The organism is Scytonema sp. UIC 10036 (genome assembly GCF_009725235.1).
In genome coordinates this window covers 1-12,560 of record NZ_WJFC01000296.1, presented here as the reverse complement: position 1 = coordinate 12,560, position 12,560 = coordinate 1, and the positions used below count along the sequence as shown (strand labels likewise).

The window sequence follows — 12,560 nt, the reverse complement described above, 5'->3', positions numbered from 1 at the left end:
CATTTGTACTAAATACCAGGAGTCAGGCATCCTATCGTTATGATTTTTCAAGCTGTATGTAGCTGGTTGTAAAATTTCAATAATTTAGAAAATAAGATAATATTACATATTTTTCATTTTATTCATACAAGTCCTTCACGCGAGCGATCTGTAAATGCTAGCTGCATCCAATCAATTATTATGGTCTATGATTGGCTTACTGCTGACAATGGGTGGTACGTTCTTAGAAGCCCATGTTACCACCTTACCTTGGAGTTGGAGCCATCAGGGAGTTCACACTTTCTCTGTGGGGGTTACCTATCAAATTGGGGGTGTGCTGCTAGTAGGGTGTTTGGGAGGCAAAAATGCTGGCGCACTCTCACAAATTGCTTACCTAGTTATGGGCTTAACTTTACTACCCGTATTTGCTGACGGTGGTGGAATTGGCTATGTCAAACTATCTCACTTTGGCTACTTGCTAGGTTTTATTCCTGGGGCATGGATTTGTGGATACTTTGCCTTTAAAGCTAAACCTAAACTAGAAACTCTGACTTTTAGTTGTTTTTGTGGGTTGTTAACCGTCCACATCTGCGGTATTACTTATTTGATTATCAGTTCTGTCTTAAAGTGGCAAGGTACAGAAACTTTACCTTTGGCGCAAGCAATGCTTAAATATTCCTGGTTTGCATTACCTGGACAATTAGCCGTGCTTTGCGCTGTAGTTGTCATAGCATATGTGCTACGCCATCTTATGTTTTACTAGTATGCGGATAAAAAATAATCTCTTCTGGGCTGCTGCTGTGGTAGCTTTTTGCTTAGATCAACTGACGAAATATTGGATAATGCAAACTTTTAACTTGGGACAAACCCAAGCCTTATTACCAGGGATATTTCACTTTACTTATGTCACCAACACTGGTGCAGCTTTTAGTTTATTCTCAGGCAAAGTAGAGTGGTTGCGCTGGCTATCATTAGGGGTGAGTCTGGTATTGATAGCGATGGCGTGGTTTGGTCCTGCCTTACATTTTTGGGATCAACTAGGCTACGGTTTGATTTTAGGCGGGGCAATTGGTAATGGCATCGACAGATTTATTTTGGGCTATGTTGTTGATTTTCTTGATTTTCGGTTAATCAACTTTCCTGTATTTAATTTGGCTGATGTTTTTATCAATATCGGTATTGCTTGCCTGCTAATTTCTACTTTTCAAAAAACACCCACTTCGCATCATAGGTAGTTTTTGGAAATAATGGCGTCAAACAAATAAAGGGAAAAGTAAAATTCTAAAATTTTACTTTTCCCTCTTCTACTTTAACTAAAAACTAGTTGTACCCTAAAGGGTGTTGCCATTTACACACAAGTTAACGTGGGGAGGTTGTGCCAGAACCAGGAGTTGTAGAAGGGGTAGTAGTGCCACCTGGGCCATCAGACGGTGTAGTTTCGGTAGTACCATCAGGGGTGTTTGTGGTACCAGGTTCAGCTGGGGCAGTGCCCGGTGTAACTTTGCTGTCGTCAGGATTTGCGCTATCTTGATTTGTGCCCTCAGGCTGTGTACTGTCGGGAGCGCCTGTTGTGCCAGCCGGAGGAGTAATTTGAGTACCACTACCATCTGTCCCTGTTGTACCAGTAGGTGGTGGAGCAACATCTCTTGTACCGTCAGGAGTGTTTACGGTTCCAGGTTCGGCTGGAGCTGTCCCTGGTGTAGCTGTACCAGGAGTTTCGCTGCTACCGGACGGGTTGCTTTGTCCGCTAGAGGGGGTTTGAGTTGTTCCTGCACCGCCTGCTTGGCACGCAGAATTTAGGGGGAAATTTTGACACAGGATTTTCTTGCCCTCAGGGGAAAGTTTGAATGGTTTAGCAGTAGATGGTTGACCACCTTGAGCAATCCGCTCAATCTCAGCTCCTTGGGCAACAGCAACGTTGCTTGAAAACGCTAAAGCAATTGCTGTACCGATGAAGGCTAGATATTTTCCGTTCATACTTCTTAACCTCAACACCTCAACGGAGTACTTCCGCTTATTTAAACAGACAATAGCACATAGAAAATCATCCTAAATGAAGATATATATTTTTGCCTTAAAATATTCTTATATGTTATAGAAGAAAAATTTATCATTTTTTCTAAAAATCTGGCAGAAAATTATAGCACATGACTGCTACCGCAAAAGATTACTTTTTGAAAAACAGGAGACGAAAATGAGCACGACAATGAAAAAACAAGCTATAACAAGATAAACATATGACAAAGTTAACAACATCGGTCAACAGATATAGATAGTTAACTTGAATCGGGAACTGTCAAGTACAGCCAACGTCTTCATAAGCTTATGAGTACAATGGTGGAATACTTGGTATTAAAAACAAATAAATCCCGGTTCTTCACTCATTCAAAGTAGTGTGAATAGCAGATGAGTTCCCCCCAACCGCCTCAAAAGCCACAAACTTTGCTTGGTCAAATAACTCAAGCAGTACAGACAATTCAAGCTAGAGTAGATTTCTCTAAACTGGCACTCAAGCCTAATGCCAAAGTACCGGAACTCTGGGTGCAGGATGCGGGGGCAGATAAAGCAGAAGTATATCCCCTATTGGGCGATCGCTACATACTCGGACGCAGTTCTAAGTCCTGCGATATCGTTGTTCGCAATCCAGTCGTTAGTCAAATTCATCTATCTCTCTCAAGGGACTCAAACCAAAGAACTCCCACGTTTGTAATTAAAGATGAAGAATCTACAAATGGTATTTATCGCGGCAAACGACGAGTAAAATCCTTGGAATTGCGTCATGGAGACGTTCTTACCCTCGGTCCGCCAGAACTAGCCGCTTCAGTCAGATTGCAGTTCGTCAACCCACCCGTCTGGTATGTGAGAGCAGCAGGCTGGGCTGGGCTGGGTGTGACTGGCATAGTTTCTCTAGGGGCACTTGTAATTGGTGTCGAATCGTTAAAAGTGAGTGTCAGACCCTTACCAGGTGCAACGCGAGCACCAGTTGTAATTTACGCTCGTGATGGAGAAACACGACTGCGGGAACCACGAACAACTGCCCACATTGATATGAAGCGGTTGCAGGATTTTGGTCCTTATTTGCCTGCTGCAGTTATTGCTTCCGAAGATAGTCGGTATTATTGGCATTTTGGGGTTGACCCGTTGGGAATTTTACGAGCGGTGTTTATTAATACACGTAGCGGTGATGTCCAACAAGGAGCCAGTACTGTTACCCAACAAGTTGCCCGGAGTTTATTTCAGACTTATGTAGGCAGACAGGATTCTCTCGGACGGAAATTCCGAGAAGCAGTTGTCGCCTTAAAGTTAGAGACATATTACAGTAAAGATGAGATTCTGCTGACCTATTTAAACAGGGTTTTTCTAGGAGCAGATACATCAGGTTTTGAAGATGCGTCTCGGTACTATTTTGACAAGTCAGCTAAGGAATTAACTCTTGCAGAAGCAGCAACACTGGTGGGAATTCTACCAGCCCCCAATGCCTTCGACTTTTGTGGCGATAGCGATAACAAGCTGAGAACCATAGAATACCGCAATCGCGTACTGAGGCGATTGTTGGAAATGGGCAAGGTTAAACAGGATGACTATAACAGAGCAAGGCGATCGCCCGTTGAAGTGAGTGCCAAAGTTTGCGAACAGCAAGCAAAAACCATTGCTCCTTATTTTTATAGTTATGTCTTCCAAGAACTAGAAAAAATTTTGGGAAAAGAACTAGCAACCGAGGGAAACTTTATTATTGAAACTCAGCTAGATCCACAAATTCAGTCACAAGCAGAAACAGCGCTACGCACTCAAGTCCGCACTGCAGGAAGAACTTTTGGGTTTTCCCAGGGAGCGATGGTAACGATTGATACAAGTACGGGTGCGATTTTATCGATGGTAGGTGGTACAGATTACAGAACCAGCCAATTCAATCGCGCCGTACAAGCAAAAAGGCAGCCCGGTTCCACCTTCAAAGTTTTTGCTTACACAGCAGCGATCGAGCAAGGAATTTCCCCAGGAAGATCTTATTCCTGTTCACCTTTTCGCTGGGGAGGCTTTACTTATAAACCCTGTCGCACCGGCGCAGGAAGTTTGACAGTTTCCACTGGGTTAGCCTTATCTGAAAACCCTATCGCCTTAAGACTAGCCCAAGATGTGGGGCTAGATAAAGTTATATCAACAGCACGACGATTGGGAGTCAAATCAAATCTAGAAGAAGTACCAGGGTTAATACTGGGTCAGAGCGTGGTTAATGTATTGGAAATGACGGGAGCATTTGGTGCTATCGGCAACAACGGTGTATGGAACCGTCCCCATGCAATAAGTAGGATACTAGATAGCAGCGATTGCCGCGATCGTAACGATCCAAAAACTTGTCGTGTTATTTATTCCTTTGACCAAGATCCAGAAGCCAACAAGCGAGTTTTATCACCTGAAATTACCGATACCATGGTGCGGATGCTGCGTAGCGTTGTAACAAATGGCACAGGTCGCAGTGCAGCAATTGGATTGGGAGAAGCAGGTAAAACGGGCACAACAGATAAAAATGTTGACCTATGGTTCATCGGCTTTATTCCCAAAAGACGGTTAGCAACAGGGATTTGGTTGGGAAATGATAACAATGCTCCCACATCTGGCAGTAGCGCTCAAGCAGCACAACTTTGGGGAAATTACATGGGGAGAATTACTAAGTGAAAGAATGCTAATTGCTAATAGCTAATGGCTAATTGCACTATTAGCCATTAGCTATTAGCCGTTAGCCATTAGCTAATTACCATACCCCTTCCACGGAGTCACCTCAAGACTACCGTTAGGCTTGAAGACAACTTGGAAGTGAGCAAGAGGTTCTTTGCTGTTTGGCGCTGCTGCATTTGAACCATAAACATCTTGGAACATCTTGGGAAGAGGTGTTTGTCGGAAATAGTCAAAAGCCACTTGATTGAGTGGTTCATAATCAGCAATCACTCCCTCTTTATTGAGAGCTACCCGATACTTCAAATCTTTTGGGAAAGAAGTTGTATTACTCGAACCCTGGCGGATAGTGTCACTCAGTTTCTGATTTAGTGTACTGATTGTGTTGGCGTCAGTAATTTTACTACCTATAACCTCTGGAGTTTTAGTGTATCCGCGCCAAGGGCTAATTTCTAAAATACCTCGATTTGTAAAAACAACTTTGAATTGAGCTATCGGTTCATTGGTGATGGGACCTCGCGAACCCGCAGGATTATAAAGAAGCTTGGGTAGGGGAGTATTTGCCACAACATCATTGGAAGCTTTATTTACTGCTTTATAGCCAACAACGGAACCATCCCCAGCAACACCCACCCGAAAAACGGAGTCCTGAGTTAATGCTGAGCGATTCGTCCATTCTGGATTGATTTGGTTGTAAACTTGGCGTTGCAATGCACGCAAAATGGATGCATCCGTAATTTCGGGAACCGTGTTTAAAAGTGCTTCTAAATCTTGAACTGCAGTTGGGTTTGGGGTTGGAGTCGTAGCAGTTGCCGCAGGTACTGTTGGAGTCGGGGTGGGGGTTGTAGGATTCACAGATGCAGCAAGGGAAGCAGGTGTGGACGTACCGCTAGTCGTTGTCGGTGTAGGTGTGGGCGTGAAAGTAGGGCTTGCAGCTATGGGTTCGTTAGGAGTCGGTGTTGGTGTAACCGTAGGAGAAGCAACACTGTTGGTAAGAGATGTGGTGCTGCTAGTTGATTGTGTATTGTTTTGTTGCGGTGGACGGACTTCAGGTACTGGAATGATGCTAAAAGCAACAGCCGCCGCCGCCAAGCTAGTAACACCTATACTGACTGGCACTGCCTGCTTGACCAAAGCTTGGCTGAAGTTGCCATATCGTCTGGCAACAGGTTGTACTTTTAACGATAACTCTGGTAGTGTTTGACTATCTGCGAAAAATTGGTCTATAGCTTCTACTAAATCAAAAAGCTGTACCGTGTTTAAATCGAGCTCGGTAGTTTGTTGACCCTGAGAATTTGCATCTGTTGGTTGTGATGCGTTCTCATAGTGTACAACTAATCTGTGGCGATCGCGACTTACTTTTTGTAACTGCACCAATTCTGACTCTGAGTCATGTGCTTGAGGATGGGGTATGTTGCTTAAAAACTCTTGAGCATAGGCACTGACTGCTCTGACCAAGCTTTCAAAAAACTCCCGTCCTCCTGATATAGGTTTTTTATATCCAGATATATGACATTCTGCATTTACCAATATCGATAATTCCGGGCGCAGTTCTTGAAGATGTGCCGCCCTTGTAGAATCACTCAAACCCTCCAAAAGGAGCGTACAATTAGGTAAACTATACTTACGTTGAATATTCATTCCACTTCACCGTCAAATAGACTAATCCAGAACCTTTGCATTCCAGATGTACCGGTACAAAATAAGAGTTGTCCCAACAAATTTATAGCCAGTTCATCTAATTTTTCATCAGAATTTAATGTAGTTAAACCAGAACGCCGGGAATTCATTCGGCTCTTAAAATGCGCTCTAAATCGCTCGAGATAATTTGAGAGACGCAAATTTTGTTCTAAAGGTATCTGTTTTTCAACCATTTGTTGATACACCATTAACAACTGACGGATCACAACTGTCAGGCGTCGTGCTATGTAGCAAGCAATAACCACCAAAGCTTTTGCCTCTGTAACAGTCAAGATGCGACGAGTATGTGCTCTTCGCAAAGGATTTGTGCTACGCATTCGCCACAAATTGACTCTATTTTTTACAATACCTTTAAGATCTAACTCTTCAGCAAACGCCAAAATGGCTTCCGAGCCACCAAGCTCCAAAGCCTCAATCGCCAGTAATATTAAGTCAATTTGCATCCGAGTCCGGCGGGGACAACTCTGTCCCTCGATCGCAGGTTCGGGTAAAGAGTCCAGAATCATCGGCAAAGACTTAGGGGTTGGACTATTATAAGACGTTACACTAGCAGAGACATTCATTATAAAGACCCAGTACGACTTTAACAAAGAAGGTAAAACTAATTTAAAATAAGCAAGCCAATTTTTAAAATTCGACTTAGCTCAGTTGTGGCAAGGTAGCGATCGTATATACTACTTACTCTTTTTACACTAACGTTTCCGTATATTAAAATTTAAACTTTTTCAAGTCTAAACTCACCTACCTTAGTTTGGATGGAGATTGTTACATCCCCAGCTTGGTGTAAATTCCAATAATCGTCAATGGATTTTTTGGGGAAAACTCAATACCAAGCGTATGACATTATAGTGTACGATTTTTGCGGTATATGGTAGTGGAGAGATTAGGGGGTAGGGGTTAGGGACAAGGTAGACCAAGGGGACAAGGTAGACCTGGGAGACAAGGTAGATAAGGAGAAGCATTAATAACCCAATGCCCAATGCCCAATGCCCAATGCTCAATTCCTCACCCCTACCCCTATCCCCCACACCCTACCCCTACCCTCTAATCCCTACCCCTAACTATGGATTTAAAATCTCTCATTCGTGACATTCCAGATTTTCCCAAACCAGGAATTTTATTCCGCGATATCACAACTCTACTGCGTAACCCAGAGGGACTGCGCTACACTGTTGACTTATTTGCAGACCAAATCAAAGAAGCCAACCTGATGGCAGACTACGTGGTAGGAATAGAGTCAAGAGGGTTTATTATTGGCGCACCACTTGCTTATAAATTAGGAGCGGGTTTTATTCCCGTCCGCAAATCTGGAAAGTTACCAGCAGCAGTTCACTCTATTGAATATGCACTGGAGTATGGTACGGATTGTTTGGAAATTCATAAAGACGCTTTACAACCAGGTTGCCGAGTTCTTGTAGTAGACGATTTAATCGCCACTGGTGGCACTGCTGCCGCAACAGCAAAACTCGTAAAGCAAATTGGCTGCGAACTTTTGGGTTTTGGGTTTATCATCGAGCTACGGGATTTGCAAGGACGAAAACATTTGCCGGATGCACCAATTATTACTCTTGTGGAATATTAGTCATTGGTCATTGGTCATTGGTCAAGTGTCTCTCATCTTTTTACAAATGACAAATGACGAAGGACAAAGGACAAAGAACAAATGACTACTTCAAAAATCTCCTTGGAAGCAAGTCGCGATTGGGTGACAAGGCTAGTCACCAGCGACACATCTCTTTACATAATGAAAAGGCTAGTGCAAGCGCTGTTAACTTTGTTTTTGGCAGCAGCATTATCGTTTTTTATTATACAATTAGCACCAGGGGATTACGTAGATAGTCTGAGGCAAAATCCGAAAATATCCCCAGAACGAATAGAGGAACTCAGGCGGCAATTCGGTCTTGATAAGTCTTGGCCAGAGCAATTTGGGCTTTGGCTGTGGCGAATCTTGACAAAGGGAGACTTTGGTACAAGCTTCGTTTACCAACGCTCGGTATCATCCCTTTTGTGGGAGCGCGTACCAGCAACTCTGCTGCTAGCAGTCTCCTCTCTGATTGTAACGTGGGCGATCGCCATCCCTTTGGGTATCATTGCCGCCGTCAAACAAAATCAGTGGGTTGACCGAATTTTTCAAGTCATCAGTTACATTGGTCAGGGTTTCCCCAGCTTTGTGACTGCCCTATTTCTACTGATTTTTGCTCAAAACACCTCGCCATTTTTTCCAGTAGGTGGAATGACTAGCATCAATTTCACTGAACTGACATGGTTTGGTCAGATATTAGACATTGGCTGGCATATGATTTTACCAACGATCGCACTCAGTATTACCAGTTTTGCAGGCTTGCAGCGTATTACTAGAGGAGAGTTGTTGGATGTACTGAGACAAGATTATATTCAAACAGCCCGTGCAAAAGGATTACCAGAAAACCGAGTTATTTACGTTCATGCCCTTCGCAATGCCATCAACCCTTTGATTACTTTGTTAGGTTTTGAACTTGCCAGTTTATTAAGTGGTGCCTTCATTGCCGAATATTTCTTTAACTGGCCTGGTTTAGGAAGATTAACCTTACTAGCAGTGCAATCCCAAGATTTATATTTAGTGATGGCGAGTTTAGTCATGAGTGCCGTACTGCTAAGTATTGGTAACCTAGTAGCCGACTTGCTGCTAAAAGTTGCCGATCCTCGCATTCGGTTAGAAAATTTAAATTAGTTAGTGGTTAGTAGTTGGTAGTTAGTAGTTAGTGGTCAACTACTAACCACTAACCACTAACCACTAACCACTAACAAAACCATGTTCTCTGAAGTCTATTACTTACTCCGGTCAAAAGCCGACGGTCGTTATCTGGTAGCACGTCCCAATCCCGATAATGCCTCAACATATTTACTATTGTTTCGCGAAAACTTTGATGCTTTAAGTTACCTCAACACCCATGCGGGAGAAGTAGCAAACCGCTTTTCTGTGGAATCGCTTCCCGGTTCTCAACTAGGAAGTTTGCTGCAACGCTGGGGTTTTACGGGCGTAGGAATTGTCTCCGATCCACTAGTACCTAATATCGAATTTTTGCAACAGAAGTAAAATTATCGAAATAATTATAAAGTTTTAATTCTGAGTATCATGAGGTTGGTAGATAGAGCGTAATTCGTTAAGATTGTCAACTGTCCTCAAACCTGCTTTAATTGCTTCTAAAACTTCTACATCCTTAATTTGAGATATCTCTGGTAAAAGACGTAATCCTTCATTACCAAACTTTAACTCCAAACCCAGTTCAATAGCTGACAATAAGCCTCGCTGCCTCTCCTGTTGAATGCCTTGATTAATTAGCATTTGTTCAAAATTAGTAATATATGGCATTTGTCTCTCCTGTTGATACTGGGGATGAAAGGGGGGTGTACCTCAAATAAAAATAAGGACGCAGATAATTATCCAAAAATTATCCGCGTCCATCTGCTACAGGGTGCGGTTCAAAAAACCTACACTGTAGTCTTTTCCAACATCAGCTTAGAACCCTTAAGCGGTTCGGGAACTGGAACAGGGTATTTTCCTGTAAAGCAAGCAGAACAAAAGCTACCAGACTCTTCCCGCGTTGCTTCCACCATGCCATCCCAACTTAGATACGCAAGAGTATCCACCTCAAGTTGCTTGGCAATTTCTTCAACCGACATCCGGGCAGCAATTAGATGGTCTTGACTATCAGTATCAATCCCATAAAAACAAGGATGAGTCACTGGAGGAGAAGAAATTCGCATATGCACCTCTAGCGCACCAGCCTCACGCAAAGCTTTAACCAGTTTGCGGCTTGTAGTTCCCCTCACAATAGAGTCATCAATAATCACAACCCGTTTGCCATACAACACATCTTTCAGGGGATTGAGTTTCATGCGGATACCCGATTCCCTCATACTTTGAGTAGGTTGAATAAAAGTACGCCCCACATAGCGATTTTTAATCAACCCCTCCGCATAGGAAATACCAGAAGCTTGGGAATAGCCAATGGCAGCCGGAATACCAGAATCAGGAACACCAATCACCAAATCAGCATCAACAAGGGATTCCTGAGCTAATCGCCGTCCCAAACGCATTCTGTAGCTGTACAAGCTTTCGTTGTGCATGACGCTATCAGGACGGGCAAAATAAATCATCTCAAAAATACACAGTTTCCTCTCCGACTTGGGAGTCCATTGAAATGATGCCAAACCTTCCTCATTAATCCAAACAACCTCCCCTGGTTGTACCTCGCGCAGGTATTCAGCACCAATAATATCCAAGCCACAAGTCTCAGAGGCGAGAACATAACGCACCGGATTCCCTTCTAAGGTGCCAATGACAAGAGGACGAATACCGTTGGGGTCCCGAACTCCCATCATCCCGTTGGGAGTGCCAATAACTAAACTAAAGGCTCCTTGACAGCGATGAAATGCCCGAATCGCACCTTCTAACCAATCTTTACCCGCATTGACTTCTTCTGCGATCGCAAAAGCAATCATTTCTGAGTCAGTGCTTGTCACGAGGTTGCAGTTATTCTTCTCCAACTCTTCGCGCAGTTTTCCAGTATTGACTAAATTGCCATTATGTGCAAGAGCCAGACAACCCAAACGAGTTTCAATCACGGCAGGCTGAGCATTGACTTTGCGACTCGAACCTGTTGTTGAATAGCGAGTGTGACCAACAGCTAGCCTACCTACCAAATTTTGCAAAACCGACTCATTAAAGACTTGGGAAACCAAGCCCATGTCTTTATGTAAATGAACTTGTGTACCCTCAAATGTAGCAATCCCAGCCGATTCTTGACCCCGGTGCTGGAGAGCGTACAATCCAAAGTAGGCTAGTTTCGCAACGTCTTGTTCTGGTGCGTAAATACCAAAAACACCGCATGCCTCTTCTGGTTTATCCGGGCGATTTTCTTCGTTATTCATTGAGTGATTGAGCGACTCTGGATGGTCATCTGCATGGGCGGAACGGTTGGGAATCATGCTGGCTATGCTCCTGATGAGGGTGTTAAATTTTTGGGAATATGTATATTAAGAGGATAGTCGGAGAAGTCTTAAAAAAATCTTAACCATCCATTAAAACAGTATCGCAGTCCTTATCAGGAACGCCAATAGTTTGAGAAGTAAGGAGGTGATGTTTTTATTTGGCCTTCCTTCCTTAGAACTCATTCTTTTCTAACTAGAGGACGTATTCTGGATGGTTAAACGCCTTTCAAGCGCGTTGAAATAGCGATCGCTTACATCATCTATGCTAACGCTAACTAAAGTTTGGTTATCAGCTGTTAAAACCCGCAAACCCAATTCGGATTTTCCAACCTTGCCAAGTTTTTGCCAGTGATTAGCAACTTGTTCCCCTAAGAAAGTTTCCCAGGTTTCTTGTTGTTCTAATGCAACAGAGACTACAATTCGCGCACCGCCCTCACCAAAAAGCACTTCATCCCAACGACGAGAAGAACCCTCGCCTGCTAGATCGCGCCCTGGTATCGGTAACTTGATTTCCGCACCGAGTTGAGCGGCAATACAACACTCAGCAACAGCAACAGCCAATCCACCCTCAGAACAATCATGAGCTGAACGAATCCAACCCCGACGAATACCCTCGCGACAAACTTGCTGTACTTGACGTTCCAATTCAAAATCGACTCTTGGTGGTTTGCCAGCCACAGTAGAGTGGACAGTTGCTAGATACTCCGAACCACCCAGTTCGATTTTGGATTTTGGATTTTGGATTTTGGATTTTGGATTGGGGGATTTTGGATTTTGGATTTCGGATTTTGGATTTTGGATTTCGGATTCGGTGTTGATTTTAGATTCGACATCTACAGGTAAACCCAAAAGATAAATAACATCACCTTCTGCTTGCCAAGCTAAACCGCAAATTTGAGTCAGATCTGGAATCAACCCCACCATACCCACAACAGGAGTGGGATAGATGGGTTGTGGGTTTCCTTGAGAATCAAGAGTTTCATTGTAGAGAGAAACATTACCACCAGTCACTGGAGTTGCCAGTTCCCGACAACCTTCAGCCAACCCGCGACAAGCTTCTGCTAATTGCCAGTAACCAACAGGCTTTTCCGGGCTGCTGAAATTTAAATTATCAGTCACAGCCATTGGTTCCGCTCCCACACAACTGAGATTGCGTGCAGCCTCAGCCACCACTGCCTTAGCCCCCTCATAGGGATCGAGGTAAACATAACGGGGATTGCAATCAACCGTAGCCG

General features: G+C 43.6%; 12 protein-coding genes. 6 read left to right on the top strand and 6 right to left on the bottom strand.

From position 1 onward, the window contains the following. The first annotated feature begins 154 nt into the window (after positions 1–154). Positions 155–742 carry a biotin transporter BioY gene (locus F7734_RS57410; RefSeq protein WP_155753075.1) on the top strand — a complete coding sequence of 196 codons (588 nt, stop codon included), beginning with the start codon at positions 155–157 and terminating at the stop codon, positions 740–742. Position 743: 1 nt separating this feature from the next. Continuing rightward, positions 744–1,214, top strand: a complete 471-nt coding sequence (lspA, locus tag F7734_RS57405) for a signal peptidase II (protein ID WP_155753074.1) — start codon at positions 744–746, stop codon at positions 1,212–1,214. A 124-nt stretch (positions 1,215–1,338) separates the two neighbouring features. On the opposite strand, the gene F7734_RS57400 is transcribed toward lspA, so the two are convergent. Next, complete coding sequence (locus F7734_RS57400) at positions 1,339–1,956, bottom strand: hypothetical protein (protein ID WP_155753073.1); 618 nt, start codon at positions 1,954–1,956, stop codon at positions 1,339–1,341. Positions 1,957–2,385: 429 nt separating this feature from the next. Here F7734_RS57400 and F7734_RS57395 point away from each other — a divergent pair, with 429 nt between their 5' ends. Then, on the top strand, positions 2,386–4,653 hold the full coding sequence (locus F7734_RS57395) for a transglycosylase domain-containing protein (protein WP_155753072.1): 2,268 nt from the start codon (positions 2,386–2,388) through the stop codon (positions 4,651–4,653). Positions 4,654–4,725: 72 nt separating this feature from the next. On the opposite strand, the gene F7734_RS57390 is transcribed toward F7734_RS57395, so the two are convergent. Then, positions 4,726–6,291 carry a DUF4335 domain-containing protein gene (locus F7734_RS57390; protein ID WP_155753071.1) on the bottom strand — a complete coding sequence of 522 codons (1,566 nt, stop codon included), beginning with the start codon at positions 6,289–6,291 and terminating at the stop codon, positions 4,726–4,728. Next, the gene (locus tag F7734_RS57385; protein ID WP_155753070.1) at positions 6,288–6,914 is read right to left on the bottom strand and encodes a DUF3038 domain-containing protein; all 627 of its coding nucleotides are present in this window, start codon (positions 6,912–6,914) and stop codon (positions 6,288–6,290) included. Before F7734_RS57385 ends, F7734_RS57390 begins: the two co-directional genes overlap by 4 nt. Before the next feature lie 500 nt (positions 6,915–7,414). Here F7734_RS57385 and F7734_RS57380 point away from each other — a divergent pair, with 500 nt between their 5' ends. From F7734_RS57380 to F7734_RS57370, 3 genes are all read left to right on the top strand, one after another. After that, on the top strand, positions 7,415–7,933 hold the full coding sequence (locus F7734_RS57380) for an adenine phosphoribosyltransferase (protein ID WP_155753069.1): 519 nt from the start codon (positions 7,415–7,417) through the stop codon (positions 7,931–7,933). Positions 7,934–8,014: 81 nt separating this feature from the next. Continuing rightward, positions 8,015–9,061, top strand: coding sequence for an ABC transporter permease (locus tag F7734_RS57375; protein WP_155753068.1), 1,047 nt, complete (start codon positions 8,015–8,017; stop codon positions 9,059–9,061). An 81-nt stretch (positions 9,062–9,142) separates the two neighbouring features. Then, a complete protein-coding gene (locus F7734_RS57370; RefSeq protein WP_155753067.1) occupies positions 9,143–9,427 on the top strand; it encodes a hypothetical protein in 285 nt (94 codons plus the stop codon). A gap of 24 nt (positions 9,428–9,451) precedes the next feature. Here F7734_RS57370 and F7734_RS57365 read toward each other — a convergent pair whose 3' ends face one another. From F7734_RS57365 to F7734_RS57355, 3 genes are all read right to left on the bottom strand, one after another. Continuing rightward, a complete protein-coding gene (locus tag F7734_RS57365; protein WP_155753066.1) occupies positions 9,452–9,703 on the bottom strand; it encodes a hypothetical protein in 252 nt (83 codons plus the stop codon). Between the two features lie 119 nt (positions 9,704–9,822). Then, positions 9,823–11,322, bottom strand: a complete 1,500-nt coding sequence (purF, locus tag F7734_RS57360) for an amidophosphoribosyltransferase (protein ID WP_155753065.1) — start codon at positions 11,320–11,322, stop codon at positions 9,823–9,825. A gap of 192 nt (positions 11,323–11,514) precedes the next feature. Beyond that, positions 11,515–12,560, bottom strand: a 1,046-nt coding sequence (locus tag F7734_RS57355) for an AIR synthase related protein (RefSeq protein WP_243147610.1), incomplete at its 5' end; no start/stop codon positions are given.